Origin of the sequence: Streptomyces coelicoflavus, assembly GCF_003112555.1 — a bacterium.
Taxonomy (GTDB): Bacteria; Actinomycetota; Actinomycetes; order Streptomycetales; family Streptomycetaceae; genus Streptomyces; species Streptomyces coelicoflavus.
In genome coordinates this window covers 311871-332655 of the sequence record NZ_BEWB01000010.1, presented here as the reverse complement: position 1 = coordinate 332655, position 20785 = coordinate 311871, and the positions used below count along the sequence as shown (strand labels likewise).

Below are 20785 nucleotides of genomic sequence, written 5' to 3'. Positions count from 1 at the left end.
TTCGAGCAAATGGGTCATTCACTCCAGCCGCCGGGCGACGAGGTCCCACACCGCGTCGGCCAGGGCTTCCTTCGGTCCGTGGGCGACCGGCGTCTCACTGCCGTCGGCGCCCAGGACCACCGCCTCGTTCTCCTCGGAGCCGAAGGTCTTGCGCTCCCCCACCTCGTTCACCACGAGGAGGTCGCAGCCCTTGCGCTTCAGCTTGGCCCTGCCGTTGGCCAGGACGTCGTCGGTCTCGGCGGCGAAGCCGACGACCACCTGCCCCGCGCGGGCCCGGGGTGCGGAGAGCTCCGCGAGGATGTCCGGATTGCGCACCAGGGTGATCGGTGCGGGTTCCTCGCCGTCCTTCTTCTTGATCTTCCCGGTGGCGTAGGCCGCGGGCCGGAAGTCCGCCACCGCCGCGGCCATGACCACGGCGTCGGCGTCGGCCGCTGCGCGCAGCATCGCCTCGCGCAGCTCCACCGCCGTGCCGACCGGCACCACGTCCACGCCGGCCGGGGCCGGCATCGAGGCGTTCGCCGAGACGAGCGTGACGCGGGCGCCGCGGGCGGCCGCGGTGCGGGCGAGGGCGTAGCCCTGCTTGCCGGAGGAGCGGTTGCCGAGGAAGCGGACCGGGTCGAGGGGCTCCCGGGTGCCGCCGGCGCTGACGACCACGTGCCGTCCGGCGAGGTCGGGCTCGCGCACCCCGCGGGCGAGGACGCGGCGGCAGACCTCGAAGATCTCGCCCGGGTCGGGCAGCCGGCCCTTGCCGGTGTCGACGCCGGTGAGGCGGCCGACGGCGGGCTCGATCACCACGGCGCCGCGGCGGCGCAGCGTCGCCACGTTCTCCTGGGTGGCCGGGTGCTCCCACATCTCGGTGTGCATGGCGGGGGCGAAGACGACGGGGCAGCGGGCCGTGAGCAGGGTGTTGGTGAGCAGGTCGTCGGCCAGGCCGTGGGCCGCCTTGGCGAGCATGTCGGCGGTGGCCGGGGCGACGACGACCAGGTCGGCGTGCTGGCCGATGCGCACGTGCGGGACCTCGTGGACGTCGTCCCAGACCTCGGTCGAGACGGGGTTGCCGGACAGGGCGGACCAGGTGGCGGCGCCCACGAAGTGCAGTGCGGAGGCGGTGGGGACGACGCGGACCTCGTGCCCCGACTCGGTGAGTCTGCGCAGCAGCTCACAGGCCTTGTACGCGGCGATGCCGCCACTGACCCCCAGAACGACCTTCGGCTTGTCCACCGTCTCTCCCCGGCTCGGATAACGCGCTCGGACCACGCGCCCGGACGACGCGTTGGAACTGCGCCCGGACGGCGCGTACGTCCCATCACACACCACAGGCCCGACAGTCGGGCTGCCGGGCCTGTGGATAAGTCAGCGTAAGGCTGAAGATACTACCGCCGATGTTGCCGGTGTTACTGCGCCGGACCCTCGATGGCCTCGGAGGTCAGCAGCCCCGCGTTGATCTCGCGCAGGGCGATCGAGAGCGGCTTCTCGTGGACGTGGGTGTCGACGAGCGGACCCACGTACTCGAGGAGGCCCTCGCCGAGCTGCGAGTAGTACGCGTTGATCTGGCGGGCCCGCTTGGCCGCGTAGATCACGAGGCTGTACTTCGAGTCCGTGGCCTCGAGGAGCTCGTCGATCGGCGGGTTGATGATGCCCTCGGGCGCGGAGATGGAAGAGGACACGCTCTACCTTCCGATGGATGGGAAAGATTCTGTCGGGATGACCGCAGGGTGACCTGTAACGATCACACGACGTTCGTCAAGGCTAGCAGCTCGCGCGCCACGTCCTCGACGGAGGTGTTCACCAGGGTCTGGTCGAACTCCGGCTCGGCCGCCAGCTCGACCTTGGCCGCGGCGAGGCGGCGCTCGATCACCTCGGGCGGTTCGGTGCCCCGGCCGGTGAGCCTGCGCACCAGCTCGTCCCAGGAGGGCGGGGCCAGGAACACCAGCCGGGCCTCGGGCATGGACTCGCGGACCTGCCGCGCACCCTGGAGGTCGATCTCCAGGAGCACCGGCTCACCGGCCTCCAGGCGCTCCAGCACGGCCGCACGCGGCGTGCCGTAGCGGTTGCCGGCGAACTCGGCCCACTCCAGCAGCTCACCGTTGGCGATCAGCTTGTCCATCTCCTCGTCGCTGACGAAGAAGTAGTGGACACCGTGCTGCTCGCCGGGGCGTGGCCTGCGGGTCGTCGCCGAGACCGACAGCCATACCTCGGGGTGTTCCTTGCGCATATGGGCGACGACCGTGCTCTTGCCGACCCCCGAGGGGCCGGAGAGCACGGTCAGCCGCGGACGTGCGTCCGGGGGTACGGGGGACGTCCCCCGGGGTGTTGCAGCCATGCAGCGATTATTCCAGCAATCCCGGAGTGGTCCGGACTCAGCTGCCGGTGCTGCCGAACTCGCGCTCCAGGGACGCGATCTGGTTGGACCCGAGACCGCGCACGCGGCGGCTCTCGGAGATGCCCAGTCGCTCCATGATCTGCTTGGCGCGGACTTTGCCCACGCCCGGCAGGGACTCGAGGAGGGCGGAGACCTTCATCTTGCCGATGACGTCGTTCTCCTGACCCTGCTTGATGACCTCGTGGAGGGAGGCGCCGGAGTGCTTGAGTCGATTCTTGACCTCGGCCCGCTCCCGGCGAGCCGCGGCGGCCTTTTCGAGCGCGGCTGCGCGCTGTTCAGGGGTAAGGGGCGGAAGAGCCACGCCTACGTCACCTCGGATGTCGAACTGTCGGATACGGACCGGTGAGGAACCTAGTCGCCCCTCACCTGGTGAGCCACGAGCAACACGCTTGCCCGTTGACTCTCGACGGAGACTAGCGGTCAAGTCCGCCAGAGTCAGCGAGAACAGCGGAAAAGTCCTGGTCAGCCTCCGTCAGGCCGGACATTTAGGACATACTCCCTCTGATTTGAGGATGTATCCAGGGTCAGGACGCCGTGACCGCGGTCCGGATCTCCGCCGCGAAACGGTCGGCGGCCGTCCGCAACGCGGCCACATCCGGACCGTGACGAAGGACACCCCGGCTGACGCTCGGCACCACGTCGCGCACCGCGGCACCGAACACGCGCGGCAGGTCCGCGGGCGTGGCCCCCTGGGCTCCGATGCCCGGCGCCAGCAGCGGACCGTTGATGCCCAGGTCGTACGAGGACAGGTCACCGAGTGTGGCACCGACCACCGCGCCGAAGGAGCCGAGCGGCTCCTCCCCCGCGTTCTCGGCGGCCAGGTGCGCCAGCATCGTCGCCCCGACGCCGCGTCCGTCGCCCCGGACCGCGTGCTGGACCTCGCCGCCCTCCGGGTTGGAGGTCAGCGCCAGCACGAACAGGCCCGCGCCGCTCTCGCGCGCCAGGTCGACGGCCGGCTTCAGGGAGCCGTAACCGAGGTACGGGGAGACGGTCAGCGCGTCCGAGAACAGCGGCGCGTCCTTGTGCAGGAACGACTCGGCGTACGCGGCCATCGTCGAGCCGATGTCGCCGCGCTTGGCGTCCATGACGACCAGCGCACCGGCCGCCCGCGCCTCCTGGACCGACGTCTCCAGCACCGCGACGCCGCGCGAGCCGAACCGCTCGAAGAAGGCGCTCTGCGGCTTGAGGACGGCGACCCGGTCGGCCACCGCCTCCACGACGGTGCGGCTGAAACGCTCCAGGCCGGCCACGTCGTCGTTCAGGCCCCACTCGGCGAGCAGGGAGGCGTGCGGGTCGATGCCGACGCACAGGGGACCGCGCTCGTCCATCGCGTGGCGCAGCCGGGCGCCGAAGGGCTCCAGAACCGTCATGCGTGCTTCCTCACGTCGGCGCCGACCGCGTCGGCGAGGGTGGCGTACGGGCTCTGCCGCAGGCGCGCGGCGAGCCCCTTGTGGATCGCGCGGCCCCAGAAGGGCCCCTCGTAGATGAAGGCGCTGTAGCCCTGGACCAGCGTGGCACCGGCCAGGATGCGCTCCCAGGCGTCCTCGGCCGTTTCGACGCCCCCGACGCCGACCAGGGTGATCCGGTCGCCCACGCGCGCGTAGAGGCGGCGCAGCACCTCCAGGGAGCGCGCCTTGAGGGGGGCGCCGGACAGCCCGCCGGTCTCCCCGACAAGGGCGGGCGACGAGGTCAGGCCGAGGCCCTCGCGCGCGATGGTGGTGTTGGTGGCGATGATGCCGTCCAGGCCCAGCTCAACGGCCAGGTCGGCGACCGCGTCCACGTCCTCGTCGGCGAGGTCGGGCGCGATCTTGACCAGGAGCGGGACACGCCGGGCGGTCACCGCGCGGTCGGCGGCCTCGCGGACCGCGCTCAGCAGCGGGCGCAGCGCCTCGGTCGCCTGGAGGTTGCGCAGGCCGGGCGTGTTGGGCGAGGAGACGTTGACGACCAGGTAGTCGGCGTGCGGGGCGAGCCGCTCGGCGGACTTCACGTAGTCGCCGACGGCCTCCTCCTCGGGGACGACCTTGGTCTTGCCGATGTTGACGCCGACGACGGTCCGGAGGACGGGCGTGCGGGAGGCCAGCCGGGCCGCTACGGCGAGCGAGCCGTCGTTGTTGAAGCCCATGCGGTTGATCAGCGCGCGGTCGCCCACCAGGCGGAACAGCCGCTTCTTGGGGTTGCCGGGCTGGGGCTCGCCGGTGACGGTGCCGATCTCGACGTGGTCGAAGCCGAGCATCGCCATGCCGTCGATCGCGACGGCGTTCTTGTCGAAGCCGGCGGCGAGACCGAAGGGGCCGTGCATCCGCAGGCCCAGGGCCTCGGTGCGCAGTTCCTCGTACCGGGGCGCGAGCGCGGCGGCGACGAAGGTCCGCAGGACGGGGACGCGGACGGCCAGGCGGATCCAGCGGAAGGCGAGGTGGTGGGCCGCCTCCGGGTCCATCCGCTTGAAGACGAGAGAAAAGAAGATCTTGTACATGGTGTCCTCATGAAGAGGGGGACACCGTTTCCGGTGTCCCCCTCGGGGCTGCTAGTCGCGGGCCGCGGTCAGGAATTCGGCGTGTTCCTGGAGTGAGCGCACTCCCACGTCGCCGTGGTTGAGGGCGTCGATGCCCTGGACCGCCGCCGCCAGCGCCTGGACCGTCGTCAGGCAGGGCACGGAGCGGGCCACGGCCGCCGTACGGATGTCGTAGCCGTCGAGGCGGCCGCCGGTGCCGTACGGCGTGTTGACGATCAGGTCGACCTCGCCGTCGTGGATGAGCTGGACGATGGTCTTCTCGCCGTTCGGGCCGGTGCCCTCGGACTGCTTGCGCACGACGGTGGCGTTGATGCCGTTGCGCTTGAGGACCTCGGCGGTGCCGGAGGTGGCCATCAGCTCGAAGCCGTGGGCGACCAGCTCGCGCGCCGGGAAGATCATCGAGCGCTTGTCGCGGTTGGCGACCGAGATGAAGGCGCGGCCCTTGGTCGGCAGCGGCCCGTAGGCGCCCGCCTGCGACTTGGCGTAGGCCGTGCCGAAGACGGAGTCGATGCCCATGACCTCGCCGGTGGAGCGCATCTCCGGGCCGAGCACCGTGTCGACGCCGCGGCCGTGGATGTCCCGGAAGCGGGACCACGGCATCACGGCCTCCTTGACGGAGATCGGCGCGTCCAGCGGCAGGGTGCCGCCGTCGCCGCTCGCCGGGAGCAGGCCCTCGGCACGCAACTCGGCGATGGTCGCGCCCAGCGAGATGCGGGCGGCGGCCTTGGCCAGCGGCACCGCCGTCGCCTTCGAGGTGAAGGGGACGGTGCGGGAGGCGCGGGGGTTGGCCTCCAGGACGTAGAGGATGTCCCCGGCCATCGCGAACTGGATGTTGATCAGGCCGCGTACGCCGACGCCCTTGGCGATGCCCTCGGTGGAGGTGCGCAGCCGCTTGATGTCGAAGCCGCCGAGCGTGATGGGGGGCAGGGCGCACGCCGAGTCGCCGGAGTGGATGCCGGCCTCCTCGATGTGCTCCATAACGCCGCCCAGGTACAGCTCCTCGCCGTCGTACAGGGCGTCGACGTCGATCTCGATGGCGTCGTCCAGGAAGCGGTCGACCAGGACCGGCCGGGACGGGCTGATCTCGGTCGACTCGGCGATGTACGCCTCCAGGCGCGTCTCGTCGTAGACGATCTCCATGCCGCGTCCGCCGAGCACGTAGGAGGGCCGCACCAGGACCGGGTAGCCGATCTCGTCGGCGATGGCCTTGGCCTCGGCGAAGGTGGTGGCGGTGCCGTGCTTGGGGGCCGGGAGCCCGGCCTCGGCGAGGACCCGGCCGAAGGCGCCGCGGTCCTCGGCGGCGTGGATGGCCTCCGGGGAGGTGCCGACGATCGGCACGCCGTTGTCCTTGAGCGCCTGGGACAGGCCCAGCGGGGTCTGGCCGCCGAGCTGGACGATCACGCCCGCGACGGGACCGGCCTGCTGCTCGGCGTGGACGATCTCCAGGACGTCCTCCAGGGTGAGCGGCTCAAAGTAGAGCCGGTCGGAGGTGTCGTAGTCGGTGGAGACGGTCTCCGGGTTGCAGTTGACCATCACGGTCTCGTACCCGGCGTCGGACAGCGCGAAGGAGGCGTGGACGCAGGAGTAGTCGAACTCGATGCCCTGGCCGATCCGGTTGGGCCCGGAGCCCAGGATGATCACCGCGGGCTTCTCGCGGGACGCGACCTCGGTCTCCTCGTCGTAGGAGGAGTAGAAGTACGGCGTCCGGGCGGCGAACTCGGCGGCGCAGGTGTCGACGGTCTTGTAGACCGGGCGGACGCCGAGCGCGTGCCGCACCTGGCGGACCACGTCCTCGCCCAGGCCGCTGATCTCGGCGATCTGCTGGTCGGAGAAGCCGTGCCGCTTGGCCTCGGTGAGCAGGTCGGCGGTCAGCTCGCGGGCCCCGGCGATCTCGTCGGCGATCTCCTTGATGAGGAAGAGCTGGTCGACGAACCACGGGTCGATCTTGGTGTGCTCGAAGACCTCCTCGGGCGTGGCGCCCGCGCGGATGGCCTGCATGACGGCGTTGATGCGCCCGTCGGTGGGCCGCACGGCCTCGCGCAGCAGCTCCAGCTTGTCGCCGGGCTCGCCGACGAAGGTGAACTGGCTGCCCTTCTTCTCCAGCGAGCGCAGCGCCTTCTGGAAGGCCTCGGTGAAGTTGCGGCCGATGGCCATGGCCTCGCCGACCGACTTCATGGTGGTGGTGAGGGTGGAGTCGGCGCTCGGGAACTTCTCGAAGGCGAAGCGCGGTGCCTTGACGACCACGTAGTCCAGCGTGGGCTCGAAGGAGGCCGGGGTCTCCCGCGTGATGTCGTTCGGGATCTCGTCGAGGGTGTAGCCGACGGCGAGCTTCGCGGCGATCTTGGCGATGGGGAAGCCGGTCGCCTTGGATGCGAGGGCCGAGGAGCGCGACACGCGCGGGTTCATCTCGATGACGATCACGCGACCGTCCTCGGGGTTCACCGCGAACTGGATGTTGCAGCCGCCGGTGTCGACGCCGACCTCGCGGATGATGGCGATGCCGACGTCGCGCAGCACCTGGTACTCGCGGTCGGTGAGCGTCATCGCGGGCGCCACGGTGATCGAGTCGCCGGTGTGCACGCCCATGGGGTCGAAGTTCTCGATGGAGCAGACGACCACGACGTTGTCGTTCTTGTCGCGCATCAGCTCCAGCTCGTACTCCTTCCAGCCGAGGATGGACTCCTCCAGGAGCACCTCGGTGGTCGGCGAGAGGGTGAGGCCCTGGCCGGCGATGCGGCGCAGCTCCTCCTCGTCGTGGGCGAAGCCGGACCCTGCGCCGCCCATGGTGAAGGAGGGGCGGACGACGACGGGGTAGCCGCCGAGCGCGTCGACGCCCTTGAGGACGTCGTCCATGGAGTGGCAGATGTAGGACCGGGCGGACTCGCCGTGGCCGGTCTTCTTGCGGACCTCCTCGACGACCTCCTTGAACAGGTCGCGGTCCTCGCCCTTGTTGATGGCCTCCACATTGGCGCCGATCAGCTCGACGCCGTACTTCTCCAGGACACCGTTGCCGTGCAGCGAGATGGCCGTGTTGAGGGCCGTCTGGCCGCCCAGGGTGGGCAGAAGGGCGTCGGGGCGCTCCTTGGCGATGATCTTCTCGACGAACTCGGGCGTGATCGGCTCGACGTAGGTGGCGTCGGCGATCTCCGGGTCGGTCATGATCGTCGCCGGGTTGGAGTTGACCAGGACGACGCGCAGGCCCTCGGCCTTGAGCACGCGGCACGCCTGGGTGCCGGAGTAGTCGAACTCGGCGGCCTGGCCGATGACGATCGGGCCGGAGCCGATGACCAGGACGGACTGGATATCGGTGCGCTTAGGCACGCTGGCCCTCCATGAGGTTCACGAAGCGGTCGAACAGGTAGGCGGCGTCGTGCGGGCCCGCTGCCGCTTCGGGGTGGTACTGGACGCTGAAGGCCGGCTTGTCGAGGAGCTGGAGGCCCTCCACCACGTTGTCGTTGAGGCAGACGTGGGAGACCTCGGCGCGGCCGTAGGGGGTGTCGGAGACCTTGTCGAGCGGGGCGTCGACGGCGAATCCGTGGTTGTGCGCGGTGACCTCGACCTTGCCGGTCGTACGGTCCTGCACGGGCTGGTTGATGCCGCGGTGGCCGTACTTCAGCTTGAAGGTGCCGAAGCCGAGGGCGCGGCCCAGGATCTGGTTGCCGAAGCAGATGCCGAAGAGCGGGGTGCCGCGCTCCAGGACGCCCCGCATGACGGAGACCGGGTGGTCGGCGGTGGACGGGTCGCCGGGGCCGTTGGAGAAGAACACGCCGTCCGGGTCGGCGGCGTAGACGTCCTCGACGGTGGCCGTGGCGGGCAGCACGTGTACCTCGATGCCGCGCTCGGCCATCCGGTGCGGGGTCATGCCCTTGATGCCGAGGTCGATCGCGGCGACGGTGAACTTCGCGGTGCCGATCGGGACGGCTTCGCCGTCGGGGCCGATCGCCGGGACGACGTACGCCTCGGTGGTGGCGACCTCGGCGGAGAGGTCGGCGCCGCTCATCTCGGGGGCCTGGCGGACCTCGGCGAGCATGGTGCCCTCGTCGGGCAGCGCGTTGCCGGAGAAGATGCCGACGCGCATGGCGCCGCGCTCGCGCAGGTGGCGGGTGAGGGCGCGGGTGTCGATGCCGGAGATGCCGACGACGCCCTGGGCGGCCAACTCCTCGTCGAGGGAGCGCGTCGAGCGCCAGTTGGAGGGCACGCGCGCGGGGTCGCGCACCACGTAGCCGGAGACCCAGATCTTCCTGGACTCCATGTCCTCGTCGTTGATGCCGGTGTTCCCGATGTGCGGGGCGGTCATGACGACGACCTGGCGGTGGTACGACGGGTCGGTGAGGGTCTCCTGGTAGCCGGTCATGCCGGTGGAGAACACGGCTTCGCCGAAGGTCGCCCCCACGGCCCCGTAGGCACGGCCGCGGAAGGTCCGGCCGTCCTCCAGGACGAGTACGGCGGGAGTCCGGTGGGCTCCCCTGGTGGAGGTCGTCATCGTGCGCCTTCCGTTTCCGTCTTGTTGATCATGTCGTTCAGGGTGTCGACCCACTCGTTGTGCTCGGCCGCGTGGTCGGAGCGGAAGCCGGAGTCGATCAGCTTGTCGCCGTGGGCCCAGGTGACGACGAGCAGGCCGCCCTCGGTGAGGACCTTGCCGGCGATGCCCTTGTCCAGCCGGGCCTCGCGCAGCGCGGCGACGGGGACGAAGAAGTCGGCGGCGCCGGGCCGTACGACGTCCAGTCCCGCGTCGGTCAGGGTCAGCTCGACCCGGCTGCGGGTGCCCAGGCCGTGCGCGACGATGCGGTCCAGCCACTGCCCCGCGGTGGTGGAGCCGTGGTAGCGGCCGCTCATCGTCAGTTTCGCCCGGCCGGGCGAGTCCGGCGCGGCGGGGAGGGCCGGCAGGTCGCTCTGGAGGGTGCCGCGCCACTTCCAGCCCTCGCGCATGAGCCAGTAGACGAGCGCGACGAACAGGCCGAGGCCGACGACCCAGCCGACGCGGGCGGCCCAGTCGGTCACTTCCGCCGATTCCTTCTCGGCGGCCAGCAGGATTACCGGTGCTACAGATGTCACGTGAGCTTCCCGTCGACGAGCGTGGCCTGGCCCCGCAGCCACGTGTGCGTCACACGGCCCGGCAGCTCACGACCCTCGTAGGGGGTGTTGCGGCTGCGCGAGGCGAAGCCCGCGGGGTCCACCCCGCCACGGTATTCCGTGTCGACCAGGGTGAGGTTGGCGGGCTCACCGGCCGAGACGGGACGGCCGTGTCCGGTGGCCCGTCCGATCCGCGCGGGCGTGACGGACATGCGGTCGGCGACGCCCGCCCAGTCCAGCAGGCCCGTGTCCACCATGGTCTCCTGCACCACCGACAGCGCGGTCTCCAGGCCGACCATGCCCATGGCGGCGGCGGCCCACTCGCAGTCCTTGTCCTCGTGCGGGTGCGGGGCGTGGTCGGTGGCGACGATGTCGATCGTGCCGTCGGCGAGCGCCTCGCGCAGGGCCAGGACGTCACGCTCGGTGCGCAGCGGCGGGTTGACCTTGTAGACCGGGTTGTACGACCGGACCAGCTCGTCGGTGAGGAGGAGGTGGTGCGGGGTGACCTCGGCGGTGACGTCGATGCCGCGGGACTTGGCCCAGCGGACGATCTCGACCGACCCGGCGGTCGACAGGTGGCAGATGTGGACGCGGGAGCCGACGTGCTCGGCGAGCAGCACGTCCCGCGCGATGATCGACTCCTCGGCGACGGCGGGCCAGCCGCCGAGGCCCAGCTCGGCGGAGACGACGCCCTCGTTCATCTGGGCGCCCTCGGTCAGCCGGGGTTCCTGGGCGTGCTGGGCGACGACGCCGCCGAAGGCCTTCACGTACTCCAGGGCGCGGCGCATGATCACGGCGTCGTGGACGCACTTGCCGTCGTCGGAGAAGACGGTGACGCCGGCCGCGGACTCGTGCATGGCGCCCAGCTCGGCGAGCTTGGCGCCCTCCAGGCCGACGGTGACGGCGCCGATGGGCTGCACGTCGCAGTAGCCGGACTCCTGGCCGAGCCGCCAGACCTGCTCGACGACGCCGGCGGTGTCGGCGACCGGGAAGGTGTTGGCCATGGCGAAGACGCTGGTGTAACCGCCGCTCGCCGCGGCGCGGGTGCCGGTGAGGACGGTCTCGGAGTCCTCACGGCCGGGCTCGCGCAGGTGGGTGTGGAGGTCGACCAGGCCGGGCAGCAGCACCTTGCCGGCGGCCTCGACCACCTCGGCGCCCTCGGCGGACAGGCCGGGGCCGACCACCTCGATGACGCCGTCGTCGATCAGCACGTCCTGCGGCACGCCGCCGAGCACCTTCGCACCGCGGATCAGGGTCTTGCTCATCGTCTTACTTCTCCTCGGTGGGTCGGGCGTGGGTGACGGCGGGCTCGGCACCGCCGAGCAGCAGGTAGAGGACGGCCATCCGGACGGAGACGCCGTTGGTGACCTGCTCGACGACGGTGCAGCGGCCGGAGTCGGCGACCTCGGCGGTGATCTCCATGCCGCGGACCATCGGGCCGGGGTGCATCACGATGGCGTGGTCGGGCATCTTCGCCATGCGGTCGCCGTCGAGGCCGTAGCGGCGGGAGTACTCGCGCTCGGTGGGGAAGAACGCCGCGTTCATCCGCTCGCGCTGCACGCGCAGCAGCATCACCGCGTCGGACTTGGTCAGCGTGGAGTCGAGGTCGTAGGAGACCTCGCAGGGCCAGGTCTCGACGCCGACCGGCAGCAGGGTGGGCGGGGCGACGAGGGTGACCTCGGCGCCGAGGGTGTGCAGCAGGTCGACGTTGGAGCGGGCGACGCGGCTGTGCAGGATGTCGCCGACCAGCGTGACGCGGCGGCCGTCGAGGTCCTTGCCGAGGCCCGCGTCGGGGCCGACCAGGCGGCGGCGCATGGTGAAGGCGTCCAGCAGGGCCTGGGTGGGGTGCTGGTGGGTGCCGTCGCCGGCGTTGATGACGTGGGCGTCGATCCAGCCGGAGGTGGCCAGGCGGTAGGGGGCGCCGGAGGCGCCGTGCCGGATGACGACGGCGTCGACGCCCATGGCCTCCAGGGTCTGGGCGGTGTCCTTGAGGGACTCGCCCTTGGAGACGCTGGATCCCTTGGCGGTGAAGTTGATGACGTCCGCGGACAGCCGCTTCTCGGCGGCCTCGAAGGAGATCCGGGTCCGGGTGGAGTCCTCGAAGAAGAGGTTGACGACGGTACGGCCGCGCAGGGTCGGCAGTTTCTTGATCGGCCGGTCCGCGACCCGGGCCATCTCCTCGGCGGTGTCGAGGATCAGGACGGCGTCGTCGCGGGTGAGGTCGGCGGCCGAGATGAGATGACGCTGCATCTGTCAGGCTCCGTAGGGCGATTCATGCGGAAGAGCGGGATAATTCGGGCGGCCGGGCGCGTACGGGGGCGCGCCGAGCAGGCGTACGGCACCGGTGGGCGCGTACGCGGAACGCTTGCTACGGGTGGGCGCCCGGGGTGTCCGGCTTGGCACCGAGCAGCACGGTGTCGCGACCGTCCTCCTCGGCGAGCTGGACCTTGACCGTCTCCCGCAGCGACGTCGGGAGGTTCTTGCCGACGTAGTCGGCGCGGATGGGCAGTTCGCGGTGACCGCGGTCGACGAGGACGGCGAGCTGCACCGCGCGCGGGCGGCCGATGTCGTTCAGCGCGTCGAGGGCGGCGCGGATGGTGCGGCCGGAGAAGAGCACGTCGTCGACGAGGACGACGAGCCGGCCGTCGATCCCGTCACCGGGGATCTCGGTGCGGGCCAGGGCGCGCGGCGGGTGCATGCGCAGGTCGTCGCGGTACATGGTGATGTCGAGCGAGCCGACCGGCATCTTGCGCTCGGTGATCTGCTCCAGTTTGTCGGCGAGCCGCCGGGCGAGGAAGACGCCGCGGGTCGGGATGCCGAGGAGCACCACGTCGTCGGCGCCCTTGGCGCGTTCGACGATCTCGTGGGCGATGCGGGTGAGCACCCGCGCGATGTCGGGCCCTTCCAGCACGGGCCGGGCCTCGGACTGCGCGACGGGCTGCGGGTCGCCCTGCTCGCCCTGCCGCGTGTTCTGCTGCTTGTCCATACGAAACGGACCCCCTTCTCCGCCTCACGGGACGGACCTTAAAGGACGTCGGAATTGCGCCACCTACGGTACCAGGCTCACAGAACCGGCCCGAAGGCCCCCCTGACACTCCCCCGTCACCCTTCTGCCGCACCCCGGCCACCCGTTCGGAGCAACGGAAGGCGAATACCACGGAAGAGTCGGTGCGGACCATTCGGCTTGACGCAGCAGAGTAACGCTGCGTAACCTCACAGTGAGTTACCAGCCGCGCGGCCGACAACAGAGCCTGCCGCGTCGACACCTTGTCCGGGGAGCCATATGTCCAGCGAATACGCCAAACAGCTCGGGGCCAAGCTCCGGGCCATCCGCACCCAGCAGGGCCTTTCCCTCCACGGTGTCGAGGAGAAGTCCCAGGGCCGCTGGAAGGCCGTCGTGGTCGGCTCGTACGAGCGCGGCGACCGTGCCGTGACCGTGCAGCGCCTCGCCGAGCTGGCGGATTTCTACGGCGTTCCCGTACAGGAGCTGCTGCCGGGCACCACCCCGGGCGGTGCCGCCGAGCCGCCGCCGAAGCTGGTCCTGGACCTGGAGCGGCTGGCCACCGTGCCGGCCGAGAAGGCGGGCCCGCTCCAGCGCTACGCGGCGACGATCCAGTCGCAGCGCGGTGACTACAACGGCAAGGTGCTCTCGATCCGCCAGGACGACCTGCGCACGCTCGCCGTCATCTACGACCAGTCGCCCTCGGTCCTCACCGAGCAACTGATCAGCTGGGGCGTCCTGGACGCGGACGCGCGTCGCGCGGTGGCGTCCCACGAGGAGCTCTGACCCTCACCCGCCTCAGCAGAAACGTGCCGCCGGGGTGGCCGGAACCATTCGGTTCCCGCCACCCCGGCGGTTTCTTGCACGTGTGCGGCACGGGCGAGGCTCTGAGGCTACTCCCGGCGCAGCGAGGGCTTCAGGTCCTTCAGCCGGCCGAGGAGGCCGTTGACGAACGACGGCGAGTCGTCCGTGGAGAACTCCTTCGCCAGCTGCACCATCTCGTCCAGGACGACGGCGTCCGGGGTCTCGTCGACCCAGATCAGCTCGTACGCGCCCAGGCGCAGGATGTTGCGGTCGACGACCGGCATCCGGTCGAGCGTCCAGTCGACCGAGTACTGGGCGATCAGCTCGTCGATGCGCTCCGCCCGCGCGGCGTAGCCCTCGACCAGCTCCATCGTGTACTCGCTCACCGGCGGCTGCCGGGTGTCGGACCGGGAGTGCCGGACCCAGTCGGCGAGCACCGTCAGGACGTCGGCGCCGCGCTGATCGCCCTCGAAGAGGATCTGGAAGGCGCGTTTGCGGGCCGTGTTGCGAGCAGCCACGGTTAGCTGTTCACCCGGCCGAGGTAGTCGCTCGTACGGGTGTCGACCTTGATCTTCTCACCGGTGGTGATGAAGAGCGGCACGCTGATCTGGTGACCGGTCTCCAGGGTGGCCGGCTTGGTGCCGCCGGTGGAGCGGTCGCCCTGGACGCCGGGCTCGGTCTCCTGGATGGTCAGCTCGACGGCGGCCGGCAGCTCGACGAAGAGCACCTCGCCCTCGTGCTGCGCGACGGTGGCCTCGAAGCCCTCGACGAGGAAGTTGGCCGCGTCGCCGACGACCTTGCGGTCGATGTGCAGCTGGTCGTAGGTCTGCATGTCCATGAACACGAAGTACTCGCCGTCCATGTACGAGAACTGCATGTCCCGCTTGTCGACGGTGGCCGTCTCGACCTTGACCCCGGCGTTGAAGGTCTTGTCGACGGTCTTGCCGGAGAGCACGTTCTTGAGCTTGGTGCGCACGAAGGCCGGGCCCTTGCCGGGCTTGACGTGCTGGAACTCGACGACGGACCAGAGCTGGCCGCCTTCGAGCTTGAGCACCAGGCCGTTCTTGAGGTCGTTCGTGGAAGCCACGGTTTGGGAATCTCCTGGACTGGACTGACATGGACGACCTCGGGGTTGCGCGCACAGCGCGAGGCTAGAGCGCGAGCAGCTCCTTGGTCGTGATGGTGAGTAGCTCGGGTCCGCCGTCCGCCTCGGGGCGCACGACGAGCGTGTCATCGATCCGGACCCCGCCCCGGCCCGGGAGGTGGACCCCCGGTTCGACGGTGACCGGCACACAAGCGTCCAGTTTACCCATGGCCGCGGGGGCCAACTGCGGGTCCTCGTCGATTTCGAGTCCGACACCGTGACCGGTGAGCGCCGGAAGGTTCTCCGCGTACCCCGCGGAGTCCAGTGCCTGGCGGGCGGCGCGGTCCACATCACGGCAGGCGGCACCGGGTGCGAGGGCCTCGCGTCCGGCTCGCTGGGCGGAGAAGACGAGGTCGTACAACTCGATCTGCCAGTCGGCCGGCGAGGTGCCGATGACGAAGGTACGGCCGATCTCGCAGCGGTATCCGCGGTACGTCGCGCCGAGGCACACGGAGAGGAAGTCGCCCTCCTCCACCCTGCGGTCGGTGGGCCGGTGGCCGCGGCGCCCCGAGTTCGGGCCGGTGCCGACGGAGGTGGGGAAGGCGGGGCCGTCGGCGCCGTGGTCGACGAGGCGGCGTTCCAGCTCCAGGGCGAGGTGCCGCTCCGTGCGGCCGACCAGGATGGACTCCAGGAGCTCGCCGAGGGCCTGGTCGGCGATCTCGGCGCCGATGCGCAGGCAGGAGATCTCCTCCTCGTCCTTGACCACCCTCAGCTGCTCGACGGCCTGTCCCAGGTCCGTCAGGCGCAGCGCGGGGGCGACGGAGCACATGGCCCGGTGCCGGACCACGGTGAGGTGGTGGTCCTCCGTGGCGAGGGACTCGGCACCCTGGTCCGCGGCGAGGCCGGTGGCCGTGACGGCCGGATCGCCTCCGGGTCCGGGCAGGGTGCGCACCGGCAGCGCCTCGTCGGGGCGGCCCTGCGTGGGCCGGTCGTCCGGCGGGCCCGAGCAGACCAACAGGTCCTCGGTCCTGCCGAGCAGCAGCACGGCGCCGTGCGGGGCGGCGCCGGCGAGATAGCGCACGTTGGCGGGCCGGGAGACGAGCGCCGCCGCGCTGCCGCCCGCGTTGCAGCGTTCCCGTAGGCGCGTCCGGCGGGCCGCGTAGACCTCTGACATGAGCCGAGCGTATGGCTCCGCCGGTGGGGGCGCCGCTTGGGTGGGCCGAGTGAGCGGGGCCCGGGGGACGCGGGGTGCGCCACATGGGGTGGGGGCTTGTGTTGTGTTGCGTCTGGACGCCGGTGGGGGTTTCTCGCGCCCCCGCGGCGGAGCCGCATGTCGATACAGTCCCGCGCCCCTTTGGGGCGCTGCCCTGAACGGCGTCTACCAGTTCGGGGGGCTGGCTATGGAGCGGGAGAGGACCTCGTCGAGGAGGTGGGCGGTGTCCGGGATGTCGAGTTGGGAGTTGTCGATGATGGGGAGACCGGAGCCGTACCAGCCGGCCATGCGGCCGTGGATGCGGGCGACCTCCTCGTCGGTGAGGCGGCGGTTGCCGCTGCGTTCGGCGTTGCGCTCCAGGACGATGTCCAGACCCGGCAGGAGGACGACCGGGAGCAGGCCGGGGCCGACGTGCCGCTTCCAGCCGCCGAGGCCGACGACCGGGCGGTCCGGGAAGACCGCGTCGTCGAGGATGCAGGAGATGCCGTTGGCGAGGAAGTTGCGCGCGGAGAAGCCGCAGGTGCGGCGGGCGAGGCGGTACTGCGCCTCCGAGTGTTCGTTCCACCCGGTCTGGGGGTCGGCGAAGCCGGAGCGGACCCATTCGCGGACATCGTCGAGGCTGATGTGCGCGGTCGGGACCCGGCGGTGGTCCGCCCAGTACTTGGCGACGCTCGTCTTTCCGGCTCCCGCGGGGCCGATGAGCAGCACCGCGAGGGTGGTCGTGGTGGGGTCGGGCGCGGCGGCCGTGGCCGGGGGCACGCTGGGCACGGCCACCGGGCCGCCGGGGGGCAAGGCCACGTGGCCGGTGGTCTCCGACGCGGGAGCGGGGCCCGGGTGATGCGGTCCCGGCGCGGGGGCCGGCTGGTGCGGGGCCGGGCCGGAGGCCGGGTGCGGGGCCTGGCGCGGCGGCGCCGGGGCCTGACGCGGGGCCGTGGGGGGTCCCGGTGCCTGAGGCGGCACGGGGGCGGGTCCCTGGGGCGGGCCAGGGTGGTGTGCGGCCGGGGACCAGCCGAGGGCCGGTCCGTGCCCCGGCTGGTGGGGCGGCGGCAGCGGAGAACCCACTGGGTGCTGCATCCGGTGCCACTCCGTCTCGTACAGGCAGGCGATGGGCGCTGGCGGCGGGAAGGGGGCCCGCCGTCCTGCTACCGAACGGTACCGCCCCCGGCCGTTGTTTGGTGAACGGCCGGGGGCGGTCCGAAGTGCCCGTCCGGCAGGGCGAATCGGGCGGAAGGGAACAGCCGGGTACTACTCGCCCACCTCGCCGTAGGCGGCGAGGAGGACGGCCGGGTCGGGGCCCTCGAGGACGGTGGGCTTGGCCAGGCCGTCCAGGACGATGAAGCGCAGCAGGTCGCCGCGGGACTTCTTGTCGACCTTCATGTTCTCGACCAGCTTGGGCCACTGGTCGTAGCGGTAGTGGAGCGGGAGGCCGACTGCTTCGAGGATGCTGCGGTGGCGGTCGGCGGTGGCGTCGTCCAGCCGGCCGGCCAGGCGGCCCAGTTCGGCGGCGAAGTGCATGCCGACGGAGACGGCGGCGCCGTGCCGCCACTTGTAGCGCTCGTTCTTCTCGATGGCGTGGCCCAGGGTGTGGCCGTAGTTGAGGATCTCCCTGCGGCCCGCTTCCTTCAGGTCGGAGGAGACCACCTCGGCCTTGACCTCGATGGAGCGCACGATCAGCTCGGCGGTGTGCGGACCGGCCGGCGTGCGCGCCGCCTGGGGGTCGGACTCGATCAGGTCGAGGATCGCCGGGTCGGCGATGAAGCCGGCCTTGATGACCTCGGCCAGTCCGGAGACGTAGTCGTTGACCGGGAGCGAGTCCAGGGCGGCCAGGTCGCACAGCACACCGGCGGGCGGGTGGAAGGCGCCGACGAGGTTCTTGCCCTCGGCGGTGTTGATGCCGGTCTTGCCGCCGACGGCCGCGTCCACCATGGCCAGCACGGTGGTGGGCACGGCGATCCAGCGCACCCCGCGCAGCCAGGTCGCGGCCACGAACCCGGCCAGGTCGGTGCTGGCCCCGCCGCCGACCCCCACGATGACGTCGGTCCGCGTGAACCCGGACTGTCCGAGCGCCTTCCAGCAGTACGCGGCGACCTCGGCGGTCTTGGCCTCCTCGGCGTTGGGCACCTGGATGGCGACGGCCTCGTAGCCCTGCTCGGCGAGGTCGGCGCGCAGCGCGTCACCGGTTTCGGCCAGCGCCTCGGGGTGGATCACCGCGACCCGCTTCGCCTTCGCCCCGATCAGACCGCCCAGCTCGCCCAGGAGCTGACGGCCCACCAGGACCTCGTAGGGGTCGGACCCGGCGGTGCCGCCGACCTGGATCCGGGTGACTGCCTCGCTCATACGTCCTTCAACTCCACTGCGTCCAGGGCGGCTTGGGTGACTTCTTCCGGCGTGCGACCGTCCGTGGCCACGACGACCGTGGCGACCTCCTCGTAGAGGTGCCGGCGGGCCTCCATGAGCTCGCGCCACTGCTTGCGCGGGTTGACCGCGAGCAGCGGCCGCGCCGCGTTCAGACCGGTGCGCCTGACGGCCTCCTCGACGTCCATCGAGAGGTACACGACCCGCTGCCCGGCGAGCAGCGCACGCGTGTCGGCGTCGAGGATCGCGCCGCCACCGAGGGCGAGGACGCCGTCGTGCCCGGCGAGCGCGCTGCGCACGGCCTCCTTCTCCAGAGCCCGGAAGGCCGCCTCGCCCTCGTCCACGAAGATGTCGGCGATGGCCCGCCCCTGGGCGGTGACGATGTCCTCGTCCGTGTCCCGGTATCCGGTGCCCAGTCGCTCGGCGAGCAGCTGCCCGACGGTGGACTTGCCGACGCCCATCGGGCCGACGAGGACGATCAGCGGGGCGCTCATCGGATGGCCAGGTTGTCGAGGTAGGAGCGCACGTTGCGGCGGGTCTCGGTCACGCTGTCGCCGCCGAACTTCTCCGCCACCGCGTCGGCGAGGACCAGGGCCACCATGGCCTCGGCGACGATTCCGGCGGCCGGGACCGCGGACACGTCGGAGCGCTGGTGATGGGCCTGCGCGGCCTCGCCGGTGGTCACGTCCACGGTCCTCAGGGCGCGCGGCACGGTCGCGATCGGCTTCATCGCGGCGCGCACCCGCAGCAGCTCACCCGTCGTCAGCCCGCCCTCGGTCCCACCGGAGCGGCCGGAGACCCGGCGGATGCCGTCGGGCGTGCTCACGATCTCGTCGTGGGCCTGGGAGCCGGGCACGCGGGCCAGCTCGAAGCCGTCGCCGATCTCGACGCCCTTGATCGCCTGGATGCCCATGAGGGCGCCTGCGAGCCGCGCGTCGAGCTTGCGGTCCCAGTGGACGTGGGAACCGAGGCCCACCGGCACACCGTAGGCGAGGATCTCGACGACGCCGCCGAGGGTGTCGCCGTCCTTGTGGGCCTGGTCGATCTCGGCGACCATCGCCTCCGACGCGTCCGCGTCCAGGCAGCGCACCGGGTCGGCGTCCAGCCGCTCGACGTCGTCCGGCGTCGGGTACACGCCGTGCGGCGCCTTCGCCGAGGCCAGTTCGACGACGTGGCTGACGATCTCGACGCCGGTCGTCTCCTTCAGGTACGAGCGGGCCACCGCGCCCAGGGCCACCCGGGCCGCCGTCTCACGGGCGGAGGCGCGCTCCAGGATCGGCCGGGCCTCGTCGAAGCCGTACTTCTGCATGCCGGCGAGGTCCGCGTGGCCGGGGCGCGGCCGGGTCAGCGGGGCGTTGCGCGCCAGGCCGGCCAGCACCTCCGGGTCGACCGGGTCGGCCGCCATGACCTGCTCCCACTTGGGCCACTCCGTGTTGCCGACCATGACGGCGACCGGAGAGCCCATCGTCAGACCGTGCCGGACGCCACCGAGGAAGGTGACCTCGTCGCGCTCGAACTTCATCCGCGCACCGCGGCCGTAGCCGAGCCGCCGCCTCGCCAGGTGGTCCGCCACCATGTCGGTGGTGATCGGTACGCCGGCGGGCAGTCCCTCCAGCGTCGCGACGAGTGCGGGACCGTGGGACTCCCCCGCGGTCAGCCAGCGCAACCTGCTCAACGGTGCTCCTCAGTGCTCGCGCCCCGGTATGCCCCGCGTACGCTCCTTGTCCGCGTACGCGACGGTCCGACCGGGTGCGCGGCCCCGGCCCGCCGCCTCCGATCCTCCCACGTCCGGCCCCGGGGTCCGCTGATAGGTCCATCAGACGGACGGGCCGCATTAAAGGACGAGCACGCCGCCATGCACCTCGGCGTCAGCCACAGTTTCCGTAAGTGCTGGTGTGGTACCACTCATGAATGCTGGAGGCCCCGAGTTCCTGATAGTGCGCCCAAAATCGAACGCACTTGCCGGACGCATAGACGTAGACGGGACCCGCGTAGTACTTGTAGTCGCCGTCGTCCTTCTTCCACGAGCCACCTTCAGCCTGAATACCGGCGCCGAGACCGGTGGCCGTTCCGTAATAGGCCCCAGCATTCTCGTGCTTCAGAGTAACGACGCAATTGTTCCCCGTCGAGGAACTGTAGAGCTGGTAGACGGTGACATTCTGCCCCAACCCCATCGTGTGACTACGCTGAACGTAATAACTGGATCCACAGGCTGCCACGGCTCGCTGGGCAGGTGTCGCCGCTTGCGCCACCCCCGATCCAGCAAGCAACAATCCGAATGCCGCCGCAGTCAAAGCAATGATGCGACCGATCGATCTGCGCACAACTCTCCCCTCCGGCCGACACTGCTCAGCACCGAC

General features: G+C 71.1%; 21 protein-coding genes. 1 reads left to right on the top strand and 20 read right to left on the bottom strand.

Features of this window, described 5'->3' with window-relative positions; all coding sequences use genetic code 11:
• Nucleotides 1-18: 18 nt before the first annotated feature.
• The 12 genes from coaBC to pyrR form a co-directional block, all read right to left on the bottom strand.
• The gene (gene coaBC / locus Sco07f_RS25400; protein WP_054101815.1) at nt 19-1221 is read right to left on the bottom strand and encodes a bifunctional phosphopantothenoylcysteine decarboxylase/phosphopantothenate--cysteine ligase CoaBC; all 1203 of its coding nucleotides are present in this window, start codon (nt 1219-1221) and stop codon (nt 19-21) included.
• 173 nt (nt 1222-1394) lie between these two features.
• Nucleotides 1395-1667, bottom strand: coding sequence for a DNA-directed RNA polymerase subunit omega (rpoZ, locus tag Sco07f_RS25395; protein ID WP_003977348.1), 273 nt, complete (start codon nt 1665-1667; stop codon nt 1395-1397).
• A gap of 62 nt (nt 1668-1729) precedes the next feature.
• The gene (gene gmk, locus Sco07f_RS25390; protein ID WP_007447514.1) at nt 1730-2323 is read right to left on the bottom strand and encodes a guanylate kinase; all 594 of its coding nucleotides are present in this window, start codon (nt 2321-2323) and stop codon (nt 1730-1732) included.
• A gap of 37 nt (nt 2324-2360) precedes the next feature.
• Nucleotides 2361-2684 (bottom strand): integration host factor, encoded by a 324-nt coding sequence (locus tag Sco07f_RS25385; protein WP_003977346.1) that lies wholly within the window; start codon nt 2682-2684, stop codon nt 2361-2363.
• Between the two features lie 223 nt (nt 2685-2907).
• Complete coding sequence (gene pyrF / locus Sco07f_RS25380) at nt 2908-3753, bottom strand: orotidine-5'-phosphate decarboxylase (protein ID WP_007447515.1); 846 nt, start codon at nt 3751-3753, stop codon at nt 2908-2910.
• On the bottom strand, nt 3750-4856 hold the full coding sequence (locus Sco07f_RS25375) for a quinone-dependent dihydroorotate dehydrogenase (RefSeq protein ID WP_007447522.1): 1107 nt from the start codon (nt 4854-4856) through the stop codon (nt 3750-3752). The genes pyrF and Sco07f_RS25375 overlap by 4 nt, the downstream gene beginning before the upstream one ends.
• A 51-nt stretch (nt 4857-4907) precedes the next feature.
• A complete protein-coding gene (carB, locus tag Sco07f_RS25370) occupies nt 4908-8216 on the bottom strand; it encodes a carbamoyl-phosphate synthase large subunit (RefSeq protein ID WP_108989280.1) in 3309 nt (1102 codons plus the stop codon).
• Entirely contained in the window at nt 8209-9378 is a 1170-nt protein-coding gene (carA, locus tag Sco07f_RS25365) for a glutamine-hydrolyzing carbamoyl-phosphate synthase small subunit (protein WP_108989279.1), read from the bottom strand. The genes carB and carA overlap by 8 nt, the downstream gene beginning before the upstream one ends.
• Nucleotides 9375-9950, bottom strand: coding sequence for a PH-like domain-containing protein (locus Sco07f_RS25360; RefSeq protein ID WP_007447528.1), 576 nt, complete (start codon nt 9948-9950; stop codon nt 9375-9377). Before Sco07f_RS25360 ends, carA begins: the two co-directional genes overlap by 4 nt.
• Nucleotides 9947-11233: a dihydroorotase gene (locus Sco07f_RS25355; protein ID WP_108989278.1), complete on the bottom strand. Its 1287-nt coding sequence runs from the start codon at nt 11231-11233 to the stop codon at nt 9947-9949. The genes Sco07f_RS25360 and Sco07f_RS25355 overlap by 4 nt, the downstream gene beginning before the upstream one ends.
• Before the next feature lie 4 nt (nt 11234-11237).
• Nucleotides 11238-12218: an aspartate carbamoyltransferase catalytic subunit gene (locus Sco07f_RS25350; RefSeq protein WP_061445774.1), complete on the bottom strand. Its 981-nt coding sequence runs from the start codon at nt 12216-12218 to the stop codon at nt 11238-11240.
• A gap of 118 nt (nt 12219-12336) precedes the next feature.
• Nucleotides 12337-12954, bottom strand: a complete 618-nt coding sequence (gene pyrR / locus Sco07f_RS25345; RefSeq protein ID WP_007447533.1) for a bifunctional pyr operon transcriptional regulator/uracil phosphoribosyltransferase PyrR — start codon at nt 12952-12954, stop codon at nt 12337-12339.
• 297 nt (nt 12955-13251) lie between these two features.
• Here pyrR and bldD point away from each other — a divergent pair, with 297 nt between their 5' ends.
• Nucleotides 13252-13755 (top strand): transcriptional regulator BldD, encoded by a 504-nt coding sequence (gene bldD, locus Sco07f_RS25340; RefSeq protein ID WP_007447547.1) that lies wholly within the window; start codon nt 13252-13254, stop codon nt 13753-13755.
• A 107-nt stretch (nt 13756-13862) separates the two neighbouring features.
• Here bldD and nusB read toward each other — a convergent pair whose 3' ends face one another.
• From nusB to Sco07f_RS25300, 8 genes are all read right to left on the bottom strand, one after another.
• Nucleotides 13863-14291: a transcription antitermination factor NusB gene (gene nusB / locus Sco07f_RS25335; protein ID WP_007447535.1), complete on the bottom strand. Its 429-nt coding sequence runs from the start codon at nt 14289-14291 to the stop codon at nt 13863-13865.
• A 2-nt stretch (nt 14292-14293) separates the two neighbouring features.
• On the bottom strand, nt 14294-14860 hold the full coding sequence (gene efp / locus Sco07f_RS25330; RefSeq protein WP_007447537.1) for an elongation factor P: 567 nt from the start codon (nt 14858-14860) through the stop codon (nt 14294-14296).
• Nucleotides 14861-14924: 64 nt separating this feature from the next.
• Nucleotides 14925-16031, bottom strand: coding sequence for an aminopeptidase P family protein (locus tag Sco07f_RS25325; RefSeq protein WP_007447539.1), 1107 nt, complete (start codon nt 16029-16031; stop codon nt 14925-14927).
• A 204-nt stretch (nt 16032-16235) separates the two neighbouring features.
• Nucleotides 16236-17144 carry a Pro-rich N-terminal domain-containing protein gene (locus Sco07f_RS25320; protein ID WP_108989277.1) on the bottom strand — a complete coding sequence of 303 codons (909 nt, stop codon included), beginning with the start codon at nt 17142-17144 and terminating at the stop codon, nt 16236-16238.
• A 171-nt stretch (nt 17145-17315) separates the two neighbouring features.
• Nucleotides 17316-18407: a 3-dehydroquinate synthase gene (aroB, locus tag Sco07f_RS25315; RefSeq protein WP_007447489.1), complete on the bottom strand. Its 1092-nt coding sequence runs from the start codon at nt 18405-18407 to the stop codon at nt 17316-17318.
• Complete coding sequence (locus Sco07f_RS25310) at nt 18404-18919, bottom strand: shikimate kinase (RefSeq protein ID WP_054101821.1); 516 nt, start codon at nt 18917-18919, stop codon at nt 18404-18406. Before Sco07f_RS25310 ends, aroB begins: the two co-directional genes overlap by 4 nt.
• Nucleotides 18916-20100, bottom strand: a complete 1185-nt coding sequence (gene aroC, locus Sco07f_RS25305; protein WP_054101822.1) for a chorismate synthase — start codon at nt 20098-20100, stop codon at nt 18916-18918. Before aroC ends, Sco07f_RS25310 begins: the two co-directional genes overlap by 4 nt.
• Before the next feature lie 193 nt (nt 20101-20293).
• Nucleotides 20294-20749 (bottom strand): serine/threonine protein kinase, encoded by a 456-nt coding sequence (locus tag Sco07f_RS25300; protein WP_087791969.1) that lies wholly within the window; start codon nt 20747-20749, stop codon nt 20294-20296.
• Nucleotides 20750-20785: the final 36 nt, after the last annotated feature.

Coding starts and splice junctions, on each gene's coding strand:
- gmk (WP_007447514.1), bottom strand. CDS start 2,323: ATGGCTGCAACACCCCGGGGGACGTCCCCCGTACCCCCGGACGCACGT.
- pyrF (WP_007447515.1), bottom strand. CDS start 3,753: ATGACGGTTCTGGAGCCCTTCGGCGCCCGGCTGCGCCACGCGATGGAC.
- Sco07f_RS25375 (WP_007447522.1), bottom strand. CDS start 4,856: ATGTACAAGATCTTCTTTTCTCTCGTCTTCAAGCGGATGGACCCGGAG.
- carA (WP_108989279.1), bottom strand. CDS start 9,378: ATGACGACCTCCACCAGGGGAGCCCACCGGACTCCCGCCGTACTCGTC.
- Sco07f_RS25355 (WP_108989278.1), bottom strand. CDS start 11,233: ATGAGCAAGACCCTGATCCGCGGTGCGAAGGTGCTCGGCGGCGTGCCG.
- Sco07f_RS25350 (WP_061445774.1), bottom strand. CDS start 12,218: ATGCAGCGTCATCTCATCTCGGCCGCCGACCTCACCCGCGACGACGCC.
- pyrR (WP_007447533.1), bottom strand. CDS start 12,954: ATGGACAAGCAGCAGAACACGCGGCAGGGCGAGCAGGGCGACCCGCAG.
- bldD (WP_007447547.1), top strand. CDS start 13,252: ATGTCCAGCGAATACGCCAAACAGCTCGGGGCCAAGCTCCGGGCCATC.
- Sco07f_RS25325 (WP_007447539.1), bottom strand. CDS start 16,031: ATGTCAGAGGTCTACGCGGCCCGCCGGACGCGCCTACGGGAACGCTGC.
- Sco07f_RS25320 (WP_108989277.1), bottom strand. CDS start 17,144: ATGCAGCACCCAGTGGGTTCTCCGCTGCCGCCGCCCCACCAGCCGGGG.
- aroB (WP_007447489.1), bottom strand. CDS start 18,407: ATGAGCGAGGCAGTCACCCGGATCCAGGTCGGCGGCACCGCCGGGTCC.
- Sco07f_RS25310 (WP_054101821.1), bottom strand. CDS start 18,919: ATGAGCGCCCCGCTGATCGTCCTCGTCGGCCCGATGGGCGTCGGCAAG.